Origin of the sequence: Caballeronia sp. J97 (genome assembly GCF_905220305.1) — a bacterium.
Taxonomy (GTDB): Bacteria; Pseudomonadota; Gammaproteobacteria; order Burkholderiales; family Burkholderiaceae; genus Caballeronia.
The window spans coordinates 634,314-655,670 of record NZ_CAJMZL010000001.1 but is presented as its reverse complement, the minus strand read 5'-3'; the positions used below and the strand labels follow the sequence as shown (position 1 = coordinate 655,670).

At 64.6% G+C, this 21,357-nt stretch carries 17 protein-coding genes and 1 pseudogene; 10 read left to right on the top strand and 8 right to left on the bottom strand.

The features are described from left to right. The first annotated feature begins 48 nt into the window (after positions 1-48). The 3 genes from U4Y90_RS02945 to U4Y90_RS02935 all read left to right on the top strand — a co-directional run bounded on the left by U4Y90_RS02945 (position 49) and on the right by U4Y90_RS02935 (position 5,031). Positions 49-2,028 carry a DNA topoisomerase IV subunit B gene (locus U4Y90_RS02945; protein WP_321792006.1) on the top strand — a complete coding sequence of 660 codons (1,980 nt, stop codon included), beginning with the start codon at positions 49-51 and terminating at the stop codon, positions 2,026-2,028. Positions 2,029-2,061: 33 nt separating this feature from the next. Beyond that, positions 2,062-4,380 (top strand): DNA topoisomerase IV subunit A, encoded by a 2,319-nt coding sequence (gene parC / locus U4Y90_RS02940; RefSeq protein WP_321792004.1) that lies wholly within the window; start codon positions 2,062-2,064, stop codon positions 4,378-4,380. Positions 4,381-4,572: 192 nt separating this feature from the next. After that, positions 4,573-5,031 carry a CopD family protein gene (locus U4Y90_RS02935; RefSeq protein WP_321792002.1) on the top strand — a complete coding sequence of 153 codons (459 nt, stop codon included), beginning with the start codon at positions 4,573-4,575 and terminating at the stop codon, positions 5,029-5,031. 1 nt (position 5,032) lies between these two features. On the opposite strand, the gene U4Y90_RS02930 is transcribed toward U4Y90_RS02935, so the two are convergent. From U4Y90_RS02930 to U4Y90_RS02905, 6 genes and pseudogenes are all read right to left on the bottom strand, one after another. Beyond that, positions 5,033-7,462, bottom strand: coding sequence for an EAL domain-containing protein (locus U4Y90_RS02930; protein WP_321792000.1), 2,430 nt, complete (start codon positions 7,460-7,462; stop codon positions 5,033-5,035). 454 nt (positions 7,463-7,916) lie between these two features. After that, positions 7,917-8,807 carry a PhzF family phenazine biosynthesis protein gene (locus U4Y90_RS02925; RefSeq protein WP_321791998.1) on the bottom strand — a complete coding sequence of 297 codons (891 nt, stop codon included), beginning with the start codon at positions 8,805-8,807 and terminating at the stop codon, positions 7,917-7,919. Between the two features lie 85 nt (positions 8,808-8,892). Next, on the bottom strand, positions 8,893-9,354 hold the full coding sequence (locus U4Y90_RS02920) for a RidA family protein (protein ID WP_321791996.1): 462 nt from the start codon (positions 9,352-9,354) through the stop codon (positions 8,893-8,895). 65 nt (positions 9,355-9,419) lie between these two features. Beyond that, a complete protein-coding gene (locus U4Y90_RS02915; RefSeq protein WP_321791995.1) occupies positions 9,420-10,616 on the bottom strand; it encodes a PLP-dependent aminotransferase family protein in 1,197 nt (398 codons plus the stop codon). Between the two features lie 87 nt (positions 10,617-10,703). Next, the gene (locus U4Y90_RS02910) at positions 10,704-11,657 is read right to left on the bottom strand and encodes a DMT family transporter (protein WP_321791993.1); all 954 of its coding nucleotides are present in this window, start codon (positions 11,655-11,657) and stop codon (positions 10,704-10,706) included. Positions 11,658-11,819: 162 nt separating this feature from the next. Then, a pseudogene (locus tag U4Y90_RS02905) lies at positions 11,820-12,485 on the bottom strand (VOC family protein); the annotation flags it as partial. A gap of 178 nt (positions 12,486-12,663) precedes the next feature. Here U4Y90_RS02905 and U4Y90_RS02900 point away from each other — a divergent pair. Beyond that, a complete protein-coding gene (locus U4Y90_RS02900; protein ID WP_321791990.1) occupies positions 12,664-14,130 on the top strand; it encodes a PLP-dependent aminotransferase family protein in 1,467 nt (488 codons plus the stop codon). On the opposite strand, the gene U4Y90_RS02895 is transcribed toward U4Y90_RS02900, so the two are convergent. Then, a complete protein-coding gene (locus U4Y90_RS02895; RefSeq protein ID WP_321792571.1) occupies positions 14,127-14,681 on the bottom strand; it encodes a Rhs element Vgr protein in 555 nt (184 codons plus the stop codon). The two genes, U4Y90_RS02900 and U4Y90_RS02895, sit on opposite strands and share 4 nt — an antisense overlap. A 151-nt stretch (positions 14,682-14,832) precedes the next feature. Between U4Y90_RS02895 and htpG the strand changes: the two genes are divergently transcribed. Beyond that, entirely contained in the window at positions 14,833-16,737 is a 1,905-nt protein-coding gene (gene htpG / locus U4Y90_RS02890) for a molecular chaperone HtpG (RefSeq protein WP_321791988.1), read from the top strand. 53 nt (positions 16,738-16,790) lie between these two features. On the opposite strand, the gene U4Y90_RS02885 is transcribed toward htpG, so the two are convergent. After that, the gene (locus U4Y90_RS02885) at positions 16,791-17,015 is read right to left on the bottom strand and encodes a hypothetical protein (RefSeq protein WP_415749283.1); all 225 of its coding nucleotides are present in this window, start codon (positions 17,013-17,015) and stop codon (positions 16,791-16,793) included. Positions 17,016-17,206: 191 nt separating this feature from the next. Here U4Y90_RS02885 and U4Y90_RS02880 point away from each other — a divergent pair, with 191 nt between their 5' ends. The 5 genes from U4Y90_RS02880 (at position 17,207) to mctP (ending at position 21,268) form a co-directional block, all read left to right on the top strand. Then, positions 17,207-17,851: a chorismate--pyruvate lyase family protein gene (locus tag U4Y90_RS02880; protein ID WP_321791984.1), complete on the top strand. Its 645-nt coding sequence runs from the start codon at positions 17,207-17,209 to the stop codon at positions 17,849-17,851. After that, positions 17,848-18,330, top strand: a complete 483-nt coding sequence (locus U4Y90_RS02875; RefSeq protein WP_321791982.1) for a DNA-deoxyinosine glycosylase — start codon at positions 17,848-17,850, stop codon at positions 18,328-18,330. Before U4Y90_RS02880 ends, U4Y90_RS02875 begins: the two co-directional genes overlap by 4 nt. Then, positions 18,327-19,238 (top strand): spermidine synthase, encoded by a 912-nt coding sequence (locus U4Y90_RS02870; RefSeq protein WP_321791980.1) that lies wholly within the window; start codon positions 18,327-18,329, stop codon positions 19,236-19,238. The genes U4Y90_RS02875 and U4Y90_RS02870 overlap by 4 nt, the downstream gene beginning before the upstream one ends. Before the next feature lie 231 nt (positions 19,239-19,469). After that, complete coding sequence (locus U4Y90_RS02865) at positions 19,470-19,718, top strand: DUF3311 domain-containing protein (protein ID WP_062255420.1); 249 nt, start codon at positions 19,470-19,472, stop codon at positions 19,716-19,718. After that, complete coding sequence (gene mctP, locus U4Y90_RS02860; RefSeq protein ID WP_321792569.1) at positions 19,718-21,268, top strand: monocarboxylate uptake permease MctP; 1,551 nt, start codon at positions 19,718-19,720, stop codon at positions 21,266-21,268. The genes U4Y90_RS02865 and mctP overlap by 1 nt, the downstream gene beginning before the upstream one ends. Positions 21,269-21,357 lie beyond the last annotated feature (89 nt).

Below are 21,357 nucleotides of genomic sequence, written 5' to 3'. Positions count from 1 at the left end.
AAATCCAGCGCAATGGCGACAGGCACTGAACGAGGTCGACGCCTCGTCATGAACGCCAAGGCAGCCGGCTACAGCGAAGCATCGATCAAGGTGCTCAAGGGCCTGGAGCCGGTCAAGCAGCGGCCGGGCATGTACACGCGGACTGAGAATCCGCTGCACATCATCCAGGAAGTGATCGACAACGCCTCCGACGAAGCGCTCGGGGGCTACGGCAAGCAGATCACCGTCACACTGCACAACGACAACTCCGTCTCCGTCGACGACGATGGCCGCGGCATTCCGTTCGGCCTGCATCCGGAAGAAGGCGTGCCGGTCGTCGAGATCGTGTTCACGCGGCTGCACGCGGGCGGCAAGTTCGACAAGGCCGCCGGCGGCGCCTACACGTTCTCGGGCGGTCTGCACGGGGTGGGCGTGTCGGTGACGAACGCGCTCGCAACGCGTCTCGAAGTCACCGTCTGGCGCGACAACAAGGTCGCGCAGCTCGCCTTCTCCAATGGCGATGTCGTCGAAGCGCTCACGACGCGCCCGGCCGAGCGCGGCGCGAAGAAAAGCGGCACGTGCGTGCGCGCATGGCCGAACCCGAAGTACTTCGATTCCGCCAATCTGCCGCTCGGCGAGTTGCAGCGCCTTTTGCGCTCGAAGGCCGTGTTGCTGCCGGGCGTCGAAGTGGTGCTCGTCATCGAGAAGACGGGCGAGCGTCAGACATGGAAATACGACGACGGCCTGCGCGGCTATCTGCTCGAAGGCATGGGCGGCAGCGACTTGCTGATTCCCCTGTTCGAAGGCGAGCGCTATGCCGAAAGCTCGAAGAACACCGAGGAAACCTTCGCGGAGGGCGAAGGCGCATCGTGGGTCGTCGCGTGGAGCGAGGAAGGAACGCTGCTGCGCGAATCCTATGTGAACCTGATCCCGACGCCCGCGGGCGGCACGCACGAATCCGGCCTGCGCGACGGTCTCTTTCAGGCGGTGAAGAACTTCGTCGAGATTCACAACCTGCAGCCAAAGGGCGTGAAGCTGCTCGCGGAAGACGTGTTCGCGCGCGTGTCGTTCGTGCTGTCGGCGAAGGTGCTGGATCCGCAATTCCAAGGGCAGATCAAGGAACGTCTCAATAGCCGCGATGCGGTCAAGCTCGTGTCGTCGTTCTCGCGGCCCGCGCTGGAGTTGTGGCTCAATCAGCACGTCGAATACGGCAAGAAGCTCGCGGAACTCGTGATCCGTCAGGCTCAGGCGCGCACGCGCGCCGGCCAGAAGATCGAGAAAAAGAAGAGCTCGGGCGTCGCCGTGTTGCCGGGCAAGCTCACCGATTGCGAATCGACGGACATCGCCCGCAACGAACTCTTCCTCGTCGAGGGCGATTCGGCAGGCGGCTCCGCGAAGATGGGCCGCGACAAGGAATTCCAGGCGATTCTCCCGTTGCGCGGCAAGGTGCTGAACACCTGGGAAACCGAGCGCGACCGGCTCTTCGCGAACAACGAAGTGCATGACATCGCCGTCGCGATCGGCGTCGATCCGCACGGTCCGGACGATCAGATCGACTTGTCGAATCTGCGCTACGGCAAGATCTGCATCCTGTCCGACGCGGACGTCGACGGCGCGCACATTCAGGTCTTGCTGCTCACGCTCTTCTTCAAGCACTTCCCGCAACTGATCGAGCGCGGTCACGTGTGCGTCGCGCGTCCGCCGCTCTTTCGCGTCGATGCGCCCGCGCGCGGCAAGAAGCCCGCGCAGAAGCTCTACGCGCTCGACGAAGGCGAGCTCGAAGCGATCCTCGACAAGCTGCGCAAGGACGGCGTGCGCGAAACGGCCTGGACCATCAGCCGCTTCAAGGGTCTCGGCGAAATGAGCGCCGAGCAGCTCTGGGACACGACGATGAACCCCGACACGCGCCGCCTCCTGCCGGTCAGCCTCGGCGATCTCGGCTTCGATCTCACGGTCTCGCGCATGACGATGCTGATGGGCAAGGGCGAAGCGGCATCGCGCCGAAGCTGGCTCGAAGAAAAGGGCAACGAGGTCGAAGCGGACATCTGAGCCCGCTCTCAAGACACGCACAACGGATATTCGATGGGAATCACAGACGATCTCTTCGCCGAGCAGACCGCACCGGACGGCGAACAACTGACGCTCGGCGATTACGCCGAACGCGCTTATCTCGACTACGCGGTGAGCGTGGTGAAGGGCCGCGCGCTGCCCGACGTCTGCGACGGGCAAAAGCCCGTGCAGCGCCGCATTCTCTTTGCGATGAGCGAGATGGGCCTCGCCTCGGGCGCGAAGCCGGTGAAGTCGGCGCGCGTGGTGGGCGACGTGCTCGGCAAGTATCACCCGCACGGCGATCAATCGGCGTACGACGCGCTCGTGCGTCTCGCGCAGGACTTTTCGATGCGCTATCCGCTCATCGACGGTCAGGGCAACTTCGGCTCGCGCGACGGCGACGGCGCCGCGGCCATGCGCTACACCGAAGCGCGCCTCACGCCGATCGCGCGTTTGCTGCTCGATGAAATCGATCAGGGCACGGTCGATTTCATGCCGAATTACGACGGCTCGTTCGAAGAGCCGAAGCTCTTGCCCGCGCGCCTGCCGTTCCTGTTGCTGAACGGCGCATCCGGTATCGCGGTGGGTCTCGCGACGGAAATTCCTTCGCACAATCTGCGCGAGGTCGCGCAGGCCGCGGTCGCGATGATCCGCGATCCGAAGATCGGCCACACCGGCTTGATGGAGAAGCTGCCCGGGCCGGATTTCCCCGGCGGCGGACAAATCATTTCGTCGCCCGCGGAAATCTCGACGGCATATGAAACCGGCCGCGGCAGCCTGAAGGTGCGCGCGCGCTGGAAGATCGAGGAACTCGCGCGCGGCCAGTGGCAGGTCGTCATCACGGAATTGCCGCCGGGCGTATCGAGCCAGAAAGTGCTCGAGGAAATCGAGGAACTCACCAACCCGAAGATCAAGCTCGGCAAGAAGACACTCACGCCGGAGCAGGCGCAGACGAAGCAGTCGATGCTCGGCCTGCTCGACGCCGTGCGCGACGAGTCCGGCAAGGACGCGCCCGTGCGGCTCGTGTTCGAACCGAAGTCGAGCCGCATCGATCAGACCGAGTTCGTCAATTCGCTGCTCGCGCACACGAGCCTCGAATCGAACGCGACGATCAACCTCGTGATGATCGGCTCGGATGGCCGGCCGCGTCAGAAGGGCATCGTCGAAATCCTGCACGAGTGGATCGGCTTTCGCTTCGTCACGGTCACGCGGCGCACGCAACATCGTCTGGGGAAGGTCAACGACCGCATCCATATTCTCGAAGGACGGATGATCGTCTTCCTGAATATCGATGAAGTCATCCGCATCATCCGCGAGTCCGAGGAGCCGAAGCAGGCGCTGATCGCCCGTTTCAACCTCTCCGACCGCCAGGCCGAAGACATTCTCGAAATTCGTCTGCGTCAGCTGGCGCGGCTCGAAGCGATCAAGATCGAGCAGGAACTGTCGGATTTGCGCGACGAAAAGACCAGGCTCGAAGAGCTGCTCAACAGCGACGCCGCGATGAAGCGCGTGCTCATCAAGGAAATCGAAGGCGACGCGAAGCAATTCGGCGACGATCGCCGCACGCTCATCCAGCAGGAAAAGCGCGCGACGTTCGAGGCGCGTGTCGTCGACGAGCCGGTGACGGTCGTCGTGTCGCAGAAGGGCTGGGTTCGCGCGCTGAAGGGCCACGGTCTCGATCCGGCGGGCTTCACGTTCAAGCAGGGCGATGGTCTCTATGCGGCATTCCAGGCGCGCACACCGGATTCGCTCGTCGCGTGGGGCAGCAAGGGACGCGTGTATTCGGTGCCGGTTTCCGCGCTGCCGGGCGGCCGCGGCGACGGCGTGCCGGTCACGTCGCTGATCGAGCTCGAATCGGGCACGCATCTGCTGCACTACTTCGCGGCCAATGCGGAGCAGCAATTGCTGCTGGCATCGAGCAACGGCTTCGGCTTCATCGCGAAGCTGGGCGACATGGTGAGCCGTCAAAAGGCCGGCAAGGCGTTCATGACGATCGACGAAGGCGCGGCGCCGCTCGCGCCGATGCCCGTCATCCCCGGTGCGAATCACGTCGCGTGTCTGTCGAGCACGGGCCGCATTCTCGTGTTCGGCATGGACGAGATGAAGACGCTGTCGGGCGGCGGACGCGGCGTCATTCTGATGGGCCTCGATCCGAAGGAGACGCTGCGCCAGGCACTCGCGATCGATGCGCGCGGCGTGGTGATGATCGGCACCGGGCGCGGCGGGAAGGTGAGAGACGAGAAGCTCAGTGGATCGCAGTTGCAACTGCATCTGGGCAAGCGATCGAGGAAGGGCCGTGCGCCGGATTCGTCCTTGAAAGTGACGGATCTGCGGCCGGTTTTCGAGGGCTGATGCGCCTCGATCCCGCATGAGGCGATGCCGATACTCAGGCATTGCCTCGCGCGGACAGCGTCGAAAAGCGCCTCGTCGCGATCATGCGGCGAGGCGTTTCTTTTTGCGCTTGTCGCGAGCCGGTTGGAACTGATGCGCCGTGTCTTAGTCGAACGGCCAAACTTAAGTCAACGAAGTCAGCTCGGGAACACAATGAACAAAGCCATCGAAGCGGCGCTCTTTCTGCACTTGCTCGGCGTAGCCGTTTGGATAGGCGGGATGATCTTCGCGCATTTCTGCCTGCGTCCCGCGCTCGGCGATCTCACGCCGCAGTTGCGCCTGCCGCTCTGGGAGTCGGTGTTCGCGCGCTTTTTCAACTGGGTGGGCGCGGCAGTGATCGTGATTCTGCTGAGCGGCGGCTTTCTGCTCGTGGAGTTCGGCGGCGGCCACGCGGCATGGCCGCTACACGCGATGGCCGGCCTCGGCATCGTGATGATGCTGATCTTCGGTCATATCCGCTTTGCCGTGTTTCCGCGCATTCGCCGCGCGGTGCAGGCGCAGAACTGGCCCGACGGCGCGCGCGCTGTCGGGACCGTGAGACGGCTCGTCGCGATCAATCTGGTGCTGGGCGTCGTGACGATCGGCACGGCGGTGTTGTCGCGCGGCTTCTGATTCAGCCGCCGCGCTCATCGCTGAGCGCGGTGCTCGATTCGCGGCCCGCGTCCTTGCGCGAGCGCGGCGACTGTCCGCGCGGCCATCCGCACACGCCGAAGCGGTCGAGCAGCGCCTGGACGCCGTCCGCCGGCACCGGGCGCGAGAACAGGAAGCCTTGTGCTTCCACCGGCCCGAGCGCCGCGAGCCACGCGATCTGTTCCTCGCGCTCCGTGCCTTCGACAACCACCGTCAGCCCGAGCGAACGCGCCAGATTGACGATCGCCGACACCATCACGCCGACGCTGCGGTCTTCGGGAATCGCCTGAATGAACGAGCGGTCCACCTTCAGCGTGTCGACCGAGAAGCGGTTCAGATACGACAGCGACGAATACCCCGTGCCGAAGTCGTCCAGCGCGATGCGTACGCCCAGTTGCTTCAGCGCGATGATCTTCTCCTGCACGAGCTCCGGATATTCGACCATCACGGTTTCGGTGATTTCGAGCTCCAGCTTGTCCGGCGGAATGCCGCTCGCTTCGATCGCGCGTGCGACCGTCTCCAGCAAGTCGCCGCGCCAGAACTGCACGGCCGAGATGTTCACGGCGAGCGAAAGTCCCGTGTAACCGTCGCGCTGCCATTGCGCGAGTTGCATGCACGCGGTGTGAATCACGAAATCGCCGACGGCGACGATCAGCCCCGTCGATTCCGCCACCGGAATGAACTCGTTGGCCGGAATCAGTCCGTGTTGCGGATGGTTCCAGCGCACGAGCGCCTCGAACCCGGTGATGCAGCGGCGCGTCAGATCGACCTTCGGCTGATAGACGAGGAAAAGCTGCTGCTCCGTCAACGCGACGCGCAGTTGCTGCTCCCACTTCATCAGATGGTCCGCGCGATGCGACAGTTGCGGCGAATAGAACTGATAGCAGTTCCGGCCCGCGTCCTTCGCGCTGTACATCGCGAGATCGGCCTTCTTCAGCAGATCGATTTCGCTTTCGTTCGATACGGAGAAGAGCGCGATGCCGATGCTCGCATGCAGCACGAACGCGCTGCCGCGCACATCGAAGGGCGTGGCGAACATCGTCGAGATATCGTTGGCGAGCGTGACGGCGCGCTGTTCGACATCGTCGCCCTTGACGACGACCACGAACTCGTCGCCGCCGATGCGCGAAAGCGTGCCGCTCTGCCCGACCGTCTCCGCGAGCCGCGACGCGGTCATCTGCAGCACGATGTCGCCGGCGTTGTGGCCGAGCGTGTCGTTGACCGTCTTGAAGTTGTCGAGGTCGATGAAGAGCAGCGCGAGCCGCCCGATGTTCTCCGGCTGCGCGACGTCCTGCCGGAGCGCGCGCAGCGTCGAGTAGCGGTTGCGCAGGCCCGTGAGCAGATCGTATTCGACGAGATGCGTCATCTCGCGCTCGCGCCCGAGCAGCTTGCCGATGAGACCCGTCGCGACCGCGAAGAAGCCGAGCATCGCGAGCGAGATGAAGCTCGCCATCAGCAGATAGACGTTGCGCGTGTGGTTGTAGTCGATCATCTCCTCGCGTTCGGAGAGACCGACGAGCACGCCGAGCGGATAGCCGTCGATATGCCGGTACGACACGATGCGCTTCACGTGGTCGATCGGATCGACGTAGATGCCCGACGCATGGTCCGCCGTCGGATACACGCCGCTCGCGCTGAACTCGCCGTGGACGCGCTCGGCCGGGACGGCGTGCGTGTTGGTTTTGGCGGCGGCGTTGGCGGCGGCGTTTTCGGCGAGGCTGCCGCCGGTGCTGCGCGCGAGCACGGAGCCGTTGTCCGACACGACGGCGATCACGCCTTCGTGCCCGATCGACGCGACGTTATAGAAGTCGCTCGTGAAATAGGCCGGGTCTTCCGACACGACCACGACGCCCGCGAACGAGCCGTCCGGATGATTGAGCCGCCGCGTGATCTGCAAGGTCCAGAGCCCGGATACGCGGCCGCGCACCGGGCGGCTGATGTAGAGCAGATCGTCGTTCGAATGCGCGTGGACCTTGTAGTGCTCGCGGTCGGACAGATCGATCGGTTTCGGATGCGGATCGGACGTATTGGCGATCAGCGTTCCGTATTCGTCGATCAGCGAGACCTGCACGAGCGTGTCGCTCTGCACGACGCCTTTTTCGACCGTGGCGATCAGGTCGAAGTTGTCGGGCGACTTCTCGTACTCGTATTTGACGAAGCGCGTGATCTGGTCGACCTGATGAATCGCCTTGATGGTGTGCTGTTCTAGCGCCGACGAGAGAATCGCGGCGGACGCCATCGATTCATGCGTCGTCGCCTCGCGCTCGACCGAGAGCCGGGCGAAGATGACCGCCCACAGAAGCACCAGCACGAAAGTGCCGAGCACGGGAATCGCGAGCAGCGCACGCCGACGCCGCGCCGACGGCGCGCCAAGGATGGAGTCGGAGAGGGCGTGGGAGCGCGTGCGCTTCATGTCGCGTTGCTTGGCGCTTTGTCGCGCAGTGCACGGCGTGCCGCGAACTGCGCGAGATGAATGAAGCGATGCATGTCTTGAGGCGTTTGACCGAAACGAATCAATATACCGCGCGCGGCGTGCAGCCGATGACCGGCGGATGGTTTGTCCAAGACCCGGTCCACGTTCTGATCCACGACAGAAGAGCGCGCCACGGCCGTTCGGCGAGCCATTTCCTGCGACAGCGCCCGAAGTCCGGCGTGAGCGGGATGGCGAGGATTCGGTGTTGTTAAGAGCATACGTTTGCGCCGCGGCGCGAGCGGTTCATTCTCACGACGCCTGTTGTCCGCCGATGTGGAACCGCGATTACATTCTGATCCCCGATTGTTCAGATATTAGCGAAGCCTCCAGATTTGTGAAAGGGGCCGCGCTTGGGGGTATACGCGCGGCGTTGAACCGCGCGTAGGTCATTGTTTCAGATGCGGAATGTGCCGTCGATCACAGTTACCGACGCGCCGCCGATCCAGATTGGTGCGCCCGGCGCCGCGTCGTCGAACGTGATGTTCACGTGGCCGGCGCGGCCGAGCGCGGTGCCTTGCCGCACGGTGAACGACGCGCCGGGCCGCTTGCCCTGTTGCGTCAGCAGTGTCGCGAGTGCCGCGTTCGCACTGCCCGTCACCGGGTCCTCGATGTTTTCCGCGCCGAGCAGGATCACGCGCAGTTCGAAGGTCGCAACGCCGCCGGCTCCGTGCGGGCCATAGACGGCGATGCCGTGCGTGCCCGCTTCCGCAACGAGCGCCCCGAGCGCTTCGCGCGCGCTGCCTTGCAGCGACAGCGCGAGACATTGCGCCGCATCTTTCACGCGGACGACGAGCCACGGCACGCCGTTGTCGACGGCGGCGGGCGGAGCACTGAAATCGATTACGGCGGGCGCGAGCGACGTCGCGAGCCGCGCGTTCTGCGCATCGGTCAGCGGCGCGATGGTGGCGGGCGGCGCGGCGAACGCCCACTCGCCGTTGTCGCGTTCGGCGAGCGTCACGAGCCCGACGCCGCACTCCTGCACGAGCCGGCCGGGTGTCTTCGGCGTGTAGCCCGCATCGATGAGCGCGTGCGCGCTGCCGAGCGTCGGATGACCGGCGAACGGCAACTCGACCGCCGTCGTGAAAATGCGCACGCGATAGTCGGCGCGCGGATCGGTCGGCGGAAAGAGAAACGCCGTCTCCGAAAGGTTGGTCCAGCGCGCGATTTCCTGCATGCGTTCCGTCGAAAGACCTTCGGCGTCGAAGATCACCGCGAGCGGATTGCCCTTGAACGGAAGCGGCGTGAAGACGTCGACCTGTTTGAACTGGACAGTGCGTGAGGACATGGGATTCGATCGATTTCGATGAGACACAAAAAAACCCGACGGCATCGAGCGCGTCGGGTTTCGCTTGCGAGCGACGCGAGACGCGTTACGCGACTTCCGCGATCAACTCGATCTCGACGCATGCACCGAGCGGAATCTGTGCGACGCCGAATGCGGAGCGCGCGTGCTTGCCCGCATCGCCGAACACGTCGGCGATCAGTTCGGACGCGCCGTTCGTGACGATATGCTGCTCGGTGAAATCGAGCGTGGAGTTCACGAGGCTCATCACCTTGACGATGCGCTTCACGCGGTTCAGGTCGCCGACGTGCGCATGCAGCGTCGCGATCAGGTCGATGGCGACGCTGCGCGCCGCCGCCTTGCCTTCTTCCGTGGTGATGTTGTCGCCGAGCTTGCCGACATGCACCTTGCCGTCTTTCTTCGCGATGTGTCCGGAGAGATACACCGTGTTGCCGCTTTGCGCGCTCATCACATAAGCGGCGGCGGGCGCGCCCGCGGCGGGCAGTTCGATGCCGAGTTCCTTCAGCTTTTCGTACACGTTCGATGCCATCGGTTGCTCCTCGTAACTGGAAACGGGATGAAAGGGCGCGAAGTCCGCAAGCGCGCCCCGGAAAATCAGATGCTCGCGCGGATCAGCGCGCCGAGCTTGGCCACGCCTTCGTCGATCGTCGCGGGTGGCACCGTGACGAACGAGAGGCGCATCGTATTGTGCTCGGCTTCGTTCGCGAAGAACGGGCCGCCCGGCACGAACGCGACATTTTGCGCGATCGCCTGTTCGAGCAGCTTCATCGAGTCGATGTGCTGCGGCAGCTTCACCCACACGAACATGCCGCCTTCCGGCCGGTTCCATTCGACGCCGGCGGGCATGTGGCGTTCCAGCGCGTCGAGCATCGCCTGGCATTGATCGCGATAGAGCGCGCGGATCTTGGGCACGTGCGTGTCGAGAAAGCCGTCCTTCACCACCTCGTACACGATGCGTTGCGTGAGGCTCGGCGTGTGCAGATCGGTCGCCTGCTTCGCCTGCACGAGCTTGAAGTGCAATTCTTCGGGCGCGATGATGTAGCCCACGCGCAGGCCCGGGGCCAGCACCTTCGAGAACGAGCCGAGATGCACGATGTGATCCGGCGCCATCGACAGCAGAGTAGGCAGCGGGGCGCCCGCGTAGTCGAGCGCGCCGTATGGATCGTCCTCGATCACCGGGAACGACGCCTTCTGCGCGAACGCGGCGAGCGCGCGGCGGCGCTCGAGCGGCAGGCGGCGGCCGGTCGGGTTCTGGAAATTCGGCTGCGCGTAGAGCAGGCGCGCGTCGGCGGTGAGCGCGGCATCCATCCGTTCGGGAATCAGGCCCGATTCATCGGTCGGCACCTGCACGTAATGCGGCTCGAAGAGCGAGAACGATTGCAGCGCGCCGAGATACGTGGGCGTTTCGACCAGCACGCGGCTGCCCGGATCGACGAGCGTCTTGCCGAGCAGATCGAGGGCCTGCTGCGAGCCCGTCGTGATCAGCACCTGCGTCGGGCGGATATGCACGCCCTGCACCGAGTAGCGCGCGGCGATCCACTCGCGCAGCGGCATGTAGCCTTCAGTCGCGCTGTACTGGAGAGCGGCGGCGGGCTGATCGCGCAGGATGCGTTCCGAGGCGTGGCGCATTTCCTCGACGGGGAACGTCGCAGGCGAGGGCAAGCCGCCCGCGAAGGAAATGACTTCCGGCCGCTCCGTGACCTTCAGGATTTCGCGAATCGCCGAACTGGTGAGCTTGCGTGCGCGTTCGGAGAGTTGCCACGGCGTGGCGCGGAGATCGGCTTGATTCATGAAATGCCTCGGTTGTCTCTGGGGTTATGTCTCTCGCGGCGCGGGCCGCGAGTTTTTGAATCTGGGCGTGGAAACTGCAATCCGCAATTATCGCGCGAGTGCGTCATCTTGCGTGCGTCGGTCCGGCAGGACGCCCGGGAGGGGCGCGGGACGCACGGCGGCCTTGCGGCCGAGCACGACCGTCACGATGACGGCGGCCGCGTACAGCCACGTCGATGCGCTCACGTGTTCGCCGAAGAAGAGCGCGGAGAACGCCATCGTGAAGAAAATCTGCAGCAGTTGCACTTGCCCGACGCGCGCGATGCCGCCCATCGCGAGCCCGGCGTACCACGCGAAGAAACCGATGAACTGCGAGAACAGCGTCACGTAGCCGAACGCGAGCCAGGTCTTGAGCGCGAGCGACTCGGGGTGCGTCGCGTGGCTGCCGAACAATTGCGCCCACGCCAGCCAGCCGACCGGCAACAGCAAAAACGGCGCGGAGAGCACGAGCGCCCAGCAGATCACCTGCCAGCCGCCCATCTGACGCGCGAGCCGCGCGCCTTCCGCATAGCCGAGCGCCCCGATGCCGACCGCGACGAGCATCAGCAGGTCGCCGGCCTGCAGCCCGCCGCCGCCCGCCTGCAGCGCGAATGCGACGACGATCGCGCTGCCGGCGACCGCGCTCGCCCAGAATGCCTTCGACGGCCGCTCGTGCGAAAGCCACGCGGCATAGATCGCGACGCACAGCGGCTGCAGGCCGTTCACCACCGCGCCGTGCGAGGCGGGCACGGTCTTCATCGCCCAGGCCGAAAACACCGGAAACGCGATGATGACGCCGAGCGCGACGACCGCGAGGCTCTTGACCTGCGGCCAGGTCGGCAGCTTTTCGCGGCGCCACGCGAGCAGGGCGGCGGCGGGAATGGCCGCGACGAGCGCGCGTCCGAGGCCGTTCAGCAGCGGATGCACCTCCGCGACGACGATGCGCGTCATCGGCAGCGTCAGGCTGAATATGACGACGCCGATCAGGCCGAGCAACATGCCTTCGGTTTCGCGGGTCTTCATCGTGAGGTGTCTCCTTGTTGTACCGGCGCGCGAGCGTCAGTCGGATGATTCGGGTTGTGCCGGCGTTTCCGCCTTTTTCGTGCGACGGCGCTTCGACGCCTGCTGCGCTTCTTCCTCGCGCGCCTGCGCCTCTTCCGCCGATTCGCCGAGCGTCAGCGTCGAGCCGTCCGGCAGATCGAACTGCGCGACCAGCACCGGCGCGCCCGCCGTCTGCTCGACGCGCAACAGATGCGTCGCGCCGAGCCAGGCGAGCTGCTCCGAGACAGCTTGCGCGTGCGGATGAAATCCCGTCAGCGTTCGCAGCGCGATGCCCGTTTCCGGCAGCGCGCCGCTCGGATGGCGCGGCGTGTCCCACTGGATCAGCGAAGGCAGCACGCCATCGCCTGCGTCCTGCCACGCGGGAAACGCGCCGTCGTCGGGGACGGTCAGCTCCCACGTATTGCCGCCGCGCGACATCGCCGCGACGGGCGCGATGCGGTCCGGATACTGTTCACGCCAGCGCGCGAGCGACTTAGGCCGGTCCACGCGCACGACCCAGTGCACGAGCTGCGGGCCGTGAGTTTCGAGACGGCGCTGCATCGCCGGATCGTCGAGCGCGAAAAGACGCGGCCTCGGTGTATCGACGGGCGCGGCCAGCGGATCGGCCGCGATCACTTCGAGATACGCGCCGCCCCACAGATTCAGCAGCCGGTTGTGTGTGCGCATCAGCGGATGCGCGCCGCCCGGCGCCGTCTCGACGCCGAATTTCCGGGCGACGAATAGCGCGCCTTCTTCCAGCGTGCATGCGGCGATCACCAGGTGATCGAGTCTGAGTCGATGGTCGGTCATGTCGGGCGAAGGCGATGAACAAGGGCCGACAGCATAACGCTTTCAGTCTCACGCGCGAGACAGCCCGAAAGCAAAATGTAGCCGCTAACACCGTGACAGTAACGGTACAATCAGCCCAATACTATTCGGTACAGTTCTTATCGCGCACCGCCACGCTTGCTGTACACCGGAGGCCCGCATGTCCGTTCCGCTCGACCAGATTCCCGCCCCGCACGACGCCGCGCAGCTCACGCTCGTCGATCAACTGGTGCAATGGGGCCGCCGCCGCATCGACGAGCGCGTGTTTCGTCCGGGCATGCGCATGCCGTCGATCCGCAAGCTCGCGCTCGACAAGGGCGTATCGCGTTTCACCGTGGTCGAGGCGTACGAGCGGCTCGTTGCGCACGGCTATCTCGATTCGCGGCGCGGTTCCGGCTTCTACGTGCGCGAGCGCATCGCGCCGACGCTCGTCGCGAAAGGCGAGCCGCCTGCCGTCGCGGCGGAGCGCGAGCCGGTGCAAAGCGCCATCGACGTGGTCTGGCTGCTGCGCAACATGCTGCACACGTCCAGCCCGGAAAAAGGGCCGGGTCTCGGCTACCTGCCGGGGCGGTGGCTCGACGGCGAACTGATCACCAACGCGCTGCGCTCGCTGTCGCGTCAGAGCGGCGCGCAGATGCTCGGCTTCGGCACGCCGCAAGGTTTTCTGCCGCTGCGTCAGCAATTGCAGACGCGGCTCGCGGAACTCGAAATCGGCGCGTCGGCGGCGCGGCAGATCGTGCTCGTGTCGGGCATCACGCAGGCGATCGACCTGATTTCGCGGCTCTATGTGAAGCCCGGCGATGCGGTGATCGTCGGCGATCCGGCGTGGTTCCAGATGTTCGGCCGTTTCGCTTCGCAGGGCGCGCGGCTCGTCGGCATGCCGTACACGCCCGACGGCCCTGACCTCGAAGCGCTGGAGACGCTCGTCGCAACCTGGCGGCCGAAGATGCTCATCATCAATTCGGTGCTGCAGAATCCGACCGGCACGTCGCTCACGGCAGCGCAGGCGTACCGGATTCTGCAACTCGCGCAAGAGTACGACTTCATCGTCGTCGAGGACGATGTCTACGGCGATCTTTGTCCGGCGGGCTTTCCGGCAACACGCCTTGCATCGCTCGATCAACTGCGGCGTGTGATCTTCCTCGGCAGCTTTTCGAAGACCCTCGCGGCGAATCTGCGCGTCGGGTATATCGCGGCGGCGCCGGAGGTCGCGAAAGCGCTCGCCGACCAGAAAATGCTCGTCGGCATGACGAGTCCGGAGTTGAACGAGCGCGTCGTCTACAAGGTGCTGACCGAAGGGCACTACCGGCGTCACGTCGAGCGGCTGCGCGCGCGGCTCGACGGGGTGCGCGACAAGACCGCGCGCATGCTGGAGAAGACCGGCCTGAGGCTTTTCGCACCGCCGTCGGCGGCAGGCATGTTCCTGTGGGCGGACGCGGGCGTCGATTCCGATGGCCTCGCGGCAGCCGGACACGAAGCGGGCTTTCTGCTGACGCCGGGCAGCCTGTTTTCGCCGCATCAGTCGCCGACAACGTGGATGCGCTTCAACATCGCCAATTGCGGCGATCCGGCGCTGCCCGCGTTGCTCTCCGGCTATCTGGAAAAGGCCGCGCGGCGCAGCGCCTAGCGGCCCCGTCCCGGCAGGTTGCGACGCTCGGCGGGCGCGCGAATGAAGTCCGCGAGCACGGCTTCATAGAGCGCGAGCGCGCCGGGCGTGTGCCGGTAGCGGTGTTCGTACAGGCGATCCTGGCCGTCGCAGAACTTCAGCGCGAAGTAGTCCGCGAGCAGATTGCCTTGCGCTTCCATGTTGTAGTCGGAGAGGCGCTTGCCGTCGGCGAGCATGTACGCATACGGGAGGCCGATACGCAGCGCGCCGCGCAGCCGCACCGGATAGCCGAGCTGGAACTGCCAGACATGCGTCATTTCGTGAATGAACCACATGCGATTCGGCAGGTCGCATGCGGAGAAGTCGTCCTGAAAACAGCCGCGTGGAAAATAGAGATGGCCGTTCGGCGCCATCGCCGTGCGGCGAGGTTGCAGGCCGAACGGGAGGTAGGCGCACGCGTGGACCTTCACGGACGCGTAGTCGATCGCATCGCGGAACACGAGCCGGGCCATCTGCGCTTCGTCGCGAGAGAGCGGCCGGGCGTGGCGATCGGAATTGCGCAAGAAGGGCATTGCAGTGACGGAGGTGACCGGTCGTTCGGTACGGAGCATCTTATCCGGACACGCCGGCTCTTGAAAAACGCCCGGCCGCCCTTATATCCGACAAATTGGCCGTATGGCCGACTCGAAACGCATCGTCAAAATCAACACAGAGGACCCGACCATGGCGCAAGAAACCATGAGCTTTCAGGCAGAAGTGAAGCAGCTTCTGCACCTGATGATCCATTCGCTGTACAGCAACAAGGAAATTTTCCTGCGCGAGCTGATTTCCAACGCGTCGGACGCAGCGGACAAGTTGCGCTTCGAAGCCATCGAGAACAGCGCGCTCTATGAGAGCGATCCGGATCTGCGCATTCGCGTGTCGTTCGACAAGGCCGCGCGCACCGTCACCATCGACGATAACGGCATCGGCATGAGCCGCGACGAGGCGATCTCGCATCTCGGTACGATCGCGCGCTCCGGCACCAAGGAGTTCTTCTCGAAGCTCTCCGGCGACCAGCAGAAGGACGCGGCGCTCATCGGCCAATTCGGCGTGGGCTTCTATTCGGGCTTCATCGTCGCGGACAAGATCACGGTCGAAACCCGCCGCGCGGGCCTGCCGGCGAATCAGGGCGTGCGCTGGACGAGCGCGGGCGAGGGCGATTTCGAAGTTGAGGACATCGAGCGCGCGCAACGCGGCACGACCATCACGCTGCACCTGCGCGCCGACGAGGACGAACTGCTCTCCACGCACCGGCTCAAGTCGATCATCCAGAAGTATTCGGATCACGTCGCGCTACCCATCCTGATGAACAAGGAAGAATGGGACGCTGAAAAAGGCGAGATGGTCGTGAAGGACGAGGACGAGACCGTCAACCAGGCGAGCGCGCTCTGGACGCGTCCCAAGAACGACATCAGTGACGAGCAATACAAGCAGTTCTATCAGCACGTCTCGCACGATCACGACGATCCGCTCGCGTGGACGCATAACCGCGTCGAAGGCCGCAGCGAGTACACGCAACTGCTGTATGTGCCGAAGCACGCGCCGTTCGATCTATGGAACCGCGAGCATCGCGGCGGGCTGAAGCTCTACGTGAAGCGCGTGTTCATCATGGACGATGCCGAGCAGTTGCTGCCCGCGTATCTGCGCTTCGTGAAGGGCGTCGTCGATTCGGCCGATCTGCCGCTCAACGTGTCGCGCGAAATCCTGCAGGAAAGCCGCGACGTGAGGGCGATTCGGGAAGGCGTGACCAAGCGCGTGCTGTCGATGCTGGAAGAGATCGCGACGTCGTCCGCGGAAGCCACCGAAGACGCCGACAAGCAAAAGTACGCGACGTTCTGGAAGGAGTTCGGTCAGGTGCTGAAGGAAGGCATCGGCGAGGACTTCAGCAATCGCGAGCGCATCGCGAAGCTGGTGCGTTTCGCGTCGACGCAGAACGACAGCGACGAGCAGAACGTGTCGCTCGCCGACTACGTCGCGCGCATGAAACCCGAGCAGACGAAGATCTACTACGTGACCGCCGATAGCTGGCAGGCCGCGAAGAACAGTCCGCATCTGGAAGTGTTCCGCAAGAAGGGCGTCGAGGTGCTGTTGCTGACGGATCGCGTTGACGAGTGGATGCTGTCGTTCCTGAACGAGTTCGATGGCAAGCCGTTGCAGAGCGTCGCGCGCGGCGATCTCGATCTCGGCGCGCTCGACGACGAGGAAAAGCAGCAGCAGGAGAAGGTCGGCGAAGAGATGAAGCCGCTCGTCGAGAAGATGAAGGAAGCGCTCGAAGGCAAGGCGAAGGATGTGCGCCTCACGTTCCGTCTCACCGATTCGCCGAGCTGTCTCGTCGCCGATGAAGGCGACATGAGCGGCTACCTGCAACGCATGCTGAAGGCGGCGGGGCAGAAGGCGCCGCAAGCGGAGCCGATTCTCGAAGTGAATCCGGAGCATCCGCTGGTGAAGGCGTTGCAGACGGACAGCGCAAATTTCGCCGACTGGTGCCATCTGCTGTTCGATCAGGCATTGCTGGCTGAAGGCGGGGCGCTGGATGATCCGGCGAGCTTCGTGAAGCGCACGAATGCGTTGTTGCTTGCGCGGTAAGTTTCAAACTCGATTTGAATCGACGCGCCGTCGGGAAACCGGCGGCGCGTTTGTCATTTCGGCTTTCGCTTCTTGTTGGACTGTGCGAGAACCGACGCGGCAAGCGTCTTCGTTTCTGCCGAATACTTGTTGCTGTGAAGGACTTCACTCGCCTTGTGCTCCATCTGGGCGCCCGTTTGCTTGCTGGTGTGCGCTTGCGACAAGGCCGACGCGGCGAGGCTTTTCTTGATGGTCGACGCCTGCGGGTCATGTAGCGTTTCCGCCGCGAGATGCGCCACCGTCTGCGATGTCCGTTTTTTGTTTTCCGGCATTTGATGTCCTCTCTATGTCGTGTCGATGTTCGTGCCCGATGCGCGGCCGGATCTGACACATGCGTCCGGCGATTCAGTTTCTGCCGGTCAGCGCGCGGGTTCCATACGAATCCTCCTAAGCAGTCGATGAGCACGCCCGCGGTCCTATAATCCCCGCCATGCTCACGCCCAACGATCCCATCGACGCCCACTGGCGCGTCGTCCCGCTCCCTTCGCTCTCCGACGCACAAAAAGACTGGCTCACACGCGGCGGCTCGCTGACCGCGCATCTGCGCACGCTCGGCGCGGTGACGGTCGAAGTCACGCGCGAAGCCGTCGACATGCCCTGGCGCGACGAGTCGGAAGCGCTCGGGATCACGCCGCGCACACCGGTGTGGGCGCGCGAAGTCGCGTTGAAAGTGGACGGCGTGCCGTTCGTCGTCGCGCATAGCATCGTGCCGCTTTCGCACAGCACGGGCGTATGGCAATCGATGCGCCGCCTGCGCACGCGTCCGCTCGCCGAACTGCTCTATAGCGACAGCAGCGTGTCGCGCTCGGTGCTCGTCAGCCGGCGAATCGGCGCGCGGCATCCGCTGCACCGTCTCGCATTCGTGCAAACGAACGAACGAGCACATGCGCTCGTCGCGCGCCGTTCCGTGTTCGAACGTCACGGCGCGCCGCTGATGGTCACCGAATGCATGCTCGATGCGCTCTGGACGAGGCTCGCCGCATCGGACGGCAAGAAGCATCATCGGGAACACGCGCGCTCGTACGATCACCTGAGCTCGCATGCGAAGCGCGTCGCGCAAGGCGAGGCGAAATGAAGCTCGCGGGATTCGCACCGGTCGGCGACGCAGCGACGCACACGCTCATCCTCGGCAGCTTTCCGGGCGTCGCGTCGCTCGCAGCGACGCAGTACTACGCGCATCCGCGCAACCAGTTCTGGCGGCTCGTCGGCGCGGCGATCGGCGAGGACCTGCACGCGCTCGCCTACGACGATCGCCTCGCGCGGCTCGTCGCGCATGGCATCGGCTTATGGGACGTGCTCGCCGCCTGCGAGCGCGAAGGCAGTCTCGACGCGGCGATCCGCAACGCATCGCCGAATGACTTCGCCGTGTTTCATACGCGCTTTCCGAAGCTGCGCAAGGTGTGCTTCAACGGCAAGGCATCGGGGAAGTTCGCGCCCGTGCTGAGCGCCGCGGGTTACGCAACCCTCGTGCTGCCGTCGTCGAGCGCGGCCAATGCTATCCTCTCGTTCGATCAAAAATTGCGCATCTGGCGCGACATCCTCACCACACAATGACGAATCTCATCAAGCGCGCATCGGCCGAGGCCCGCGCGTTCGGCCGCAAAAAAGGCAATAAGCACCAACGTGACGATGACGACCTCGCGAACGCGCCACGCATCGACGCGCCGCGCAAGCCGCGTTTCGCGCCCGTGACGTTCTCGGAAGAGGGCGGTGTGCGCTATCTGCACTTCGGCACCGAATGGGTGCAAGGCGCGATGCGGCTGAAAAAGCCCGATCACATCGAGCTCGAATACGCGCAGCAGATGATGGCGTGGCTGCTCTTCGTCGAAACGCCGGAACGCATCGTGCAACTCGGGCTCGGCGCGGCCGCGCTCACGAAGTTCTGCCATCGGTTTCTGAAGCGCGCGAAGGTGGAAGCGGTCGAACTGAACCCGGCCGTCGTGATCGCCGCGCGCGCGATGTTCGAGCTGCCCTACGACGACGCGCGTCTCACCGTCACCGAGCGCGACGCGTGGGAGTTCGTCAACGATCGCGCGAATCACGGCACGATCGGCGCGTTGCAGATCGATCTCTACGACGCCACCGCGCGCGGCCCCGTGCTCGACAGCGTGTCGTTCTATCGCGCGTGCCGCGCCTGTCTCACGCCGGAAGCGGGCGTCGTCACGATCAACCTGTTCGGCGACCATCCGAGTTTCGTGCGCAACATGCGGCATCTGAAAGAGGCGTTCGATCAGCGTGTCATCGCGCTGCCCGAAGTGCACGACGGCAATCGCGTCGCGATTGCGTTCGCCGGCCCCGCGCTCGACGTGCCGTTCGCCGGCCCCGCGCTCGACGTGCCGTTCGCCGCGCTGGAGGCACGCGCCAGGCTGATCGAAGCGCAGCTCGATTTGCCCGCGCGCAAATGGGTGAAACGACTGGCCGAAAGCGCGGGCGTGGCGGCGAGCGGCGCGTTCTCGATCTGATGGCGCACGCTCGGGCCGGAACACGCGTTCTGGCCCTTTCGTGGCAGGCAGGGAAATCACCGAAATCAGCGAAATCTGAATAGTCGGGATTCTCCCTGATTTGAGCGGTATTTATCGGTCCATATACTCCCTCTGTTATTTCGGGGCGCTTTCAGCAGCATGTCTACCCGACGACCGGCATCCCGCCGGGCTCGCGATAACAATGCGAAACAAAACAAGAGGAGACCGCTCATGGCTCACGAAGCTGCGACCGGCACCGGACAACCGCGCAACAAGCATTGGCTTTGGCTTCTGATCCTTCCGTGGATCGGTGTGGTATGGGTGCCGTTTTACAACAAGATCGAGCCCGTTTTGTGGGGCTTTCCGTACTTCTACTGGTACCAGCTACTCTGGGTGCTGATAAGCGCGGTCATCACCGCCGTCGTTTATAAAAAGACGAAGGCGCTGCCCTCGGGACGAAAGAGCGGAGGTGCGCGATGATGAACGCCACTGCAACCTTCGTCTTCGTTCTCTTTTTCGTCGGCGTCACGATTCTCGGCTTTATCGCCGCGCACTGGCGCAAGGGCGATCTGGCCCAGCTCGACGAATGGGGTCTGGGCGGCCGCCGTTTCGGCACTATCGTCACGTGGTTCCTGCTCGGCGGCGATCTCTACACGGCCTACACGTTCGTCGCGGTGCCGGCGCTCGTGTTTGGCGCGGGCGCGACGGGTTTCTTCGCGCTGCCGTACACCATCCTCATCTATCCGTTCGCGTTCGTCGTGTTTCCGAAGCTCTGGAGCATCGCGAAGCGCCACGGCTACGTGACCGCCGCCGACTTCGTGCACGCGCGCTACAACAGCCGCATGCTCGCGCTCGCCGTCGCGTTGACGGGCATCGTCGCGACGATGCCGTACATCGCGCTGCAACTGGTCGGCATCGAAGTGGTGATCGGCGCGCTCGGCTTCTCGACGCAGGGCTTCGTCGGCGATCTGCCGCTCATCATCGCGTTCGCAATTCTCGCCGCGTACACGTACACGTCCGGCCTGCGCGCGCCGGCGATGATCGCCGTGGTGAAGGACGTGCTGATCTACGTCACGATCATCGCCGCGATGATCGTGATTCCGGCGCAGCTCGGCGGTTTCGGCCATATCTTCAGCACCGTGCCGCCCGAAAAGCTGCTCCTGAAAGCGCCCGATGCCGCGAGCCTGAACGGCTACAGCGCGTACGCGACGCTCGCGGTCGGCTCGGCGCTCGCGCTCTTCCTGTATCCGCACTCGGTGACCGCGATCCTGTCGTCGAATTCGGGCAATACGATCCGCCGCAACATGTCGTTGCTGCCGGCGTACTCGCTCGTGCTCGGCCTGCTCGCGCTGCTCGGCTATATGGCGCTCGCCTCGGGCGTGAAGGACATGCCGGAATACGCGTCGTACTTCAAGGCCTACGGCGCGAACTTCGCCGTGCCGGCGCTCTTCCTGCATTACTTTCCGTCGTGGTTCGTCGGCGTGGCGTTCGCGGCGATCGGCATCGGCGCGCTGGTGCCGGCGGCGATCATGTCGATCGCGGCGGCGAACCTGTACACGCGCAACGTGCATCGCGAGTTCGTCAACACGTCGATGACACCGGAGCAGGAAACCAACGTCGCCAAGCTCGTCTCGCTGATCGTGAAGGTGGGCGCGGTGGTGTTCATTCTCGCGTTGCCGCTGACGTATGCGATCCAGTTGCAACTGCTCGGCGGCATCTGGATCATTCAGACGCTGCCCGCGCTCGTGCTCGGCCTCTATACGCGCGTGCTCGATCATCGCGGCTTGCTGATCGGCTGGGCGGTCGGCATCGGCGTCGGCACGTGGATGGCCGTGTCGCTGCAACTGAAGGGCTCGATCTATCCGCTGCATCTGTTCGGCTATGTCGTGCCGGGCTATGCGGCGGTGTGGGCGCTGATCGCGAACCTGATCGTCTCGATCGTCGTGAGCCTGCTCGTGCGCGTGCTGGGCCTCAAGCGCTCGGACGACCGCACGCGTCCGGAAGATTATCTGGATATCGTGGAAGGCTGATTCCGGCCGGTCGCACACGCGCGCGGCGCGGCGCGCGAAAAGCTGGTAAAACGCCCGTAACTGGCTTCTCGCCGTTACGGGCGTTTTGT

Coding starts and splice junctions, on each gene's coding strand:
- U4Y90_RS02945 (WP_321792006.1), top strand. CDS start 49: ATGAACGCCAAGGCAGCCGGCTACAGCGAAGCATCGATCAAGGTGCTC.
- parC (WP_321792004.1), top strand. CDS start 2,062: ATGGGAATCACAGACGATCTCTTCGCCGAGCAGACCGCACCGGACGGC.
- U4Y90_RS02935 (WP_321792002.1), top strand. CDS start 4,573: ATGAACAAAGCCATCGAAGCGGCGCTCTTTCTGCACTTGCTCGGCGTA.
- U4Y90_RS02930 (WP_321792000.1), bottom strand. CDS start 7,462: ATGAAGCGCACGCGCTCCCACGCCCTCTCCGACTCCATCCTTGGCGCG.
- U4Y90_RS02925 (WP_321791998.1), bottom strand. CDS start 8,807: ATGTCCTCACGCACTGTCCAGTTCAAACAGGTCGACGTCTTCACGCCG.
- U4Y90_RS02920 (WP_321791996.1), bottom strand. CDS start 9,354: ATGGCATCGAACGTGTACGAAAAGCTGAAGGAACTCGGCATCGAACTG.
- U4Y90_RS02915 (WP_321791995.1), bottom strand. CDS start 10,616: ATGAATCAAGCCGATCTCCGCGCCACGCCGTGGCAACTCTCCGAACGC.
- U4Y90_RS02910 (WP_321791993.1), bottom strand. CDS start 11,657: ATGAAGACCCGCGAAACCGAAGGCATGTTGCTCGGCCTGATCGGCGTC.
- U4Y90_RS02900 (WP_321791990.1), top strand. CDS start 12,664: ATGTCCGTTCCGCTCGACCAGATTCCCGCCCCGCACGACGCCGCGCAG.
- U4Y90_RS02895 (WP_321792571.1), bottom strand. CDS start 14,681: ATGCCCTTCTTGCGCAATTCCGATCGCCACGCCCGGCCGCTCTCTCGC.
- htpG (WP_321791988.1), top strand. CDS start 14,833: ATGGCGCAAGAAACCATGAGCTTTCAGGCAGAAGTGAAGCAGCTTCTG.
- U4Y90_RS02880 (WP_321791984.1), top strand. CDS start 17,207: ATGCTCACGCCCAACGATCCCATCGACGCCCACTGGCGCGTCGTCCCG.
- U4Y90_RS02875 (WP_321791982.1), top strand. CDS start 17,848: ATGAAGCTCGCGGGATTCGCACCGGTCGGCGACGCAGCGACGCACACG.
- U4Y90_RS02870 (WP_321791980.1), top strand. CDS start 18,327: ATGACGAATCTCATCAAGCGCGCATCGGCCGAGGCCCGCGCGTTCGGC.
- U4Y90_RS02865 (WP_062255420.1), top strand. CDS start 19,470: ATGGCTCACGAAGCTGCGACCGGCACCGGACAACCGCGCAACAAGCAT.
- mctP (WP_321792569.1), top strand. CDS start 19,718: ATGAACGCCACTGCAACCTTCGTCTTCGTTCTCTTTTTCGTCGGCGTC.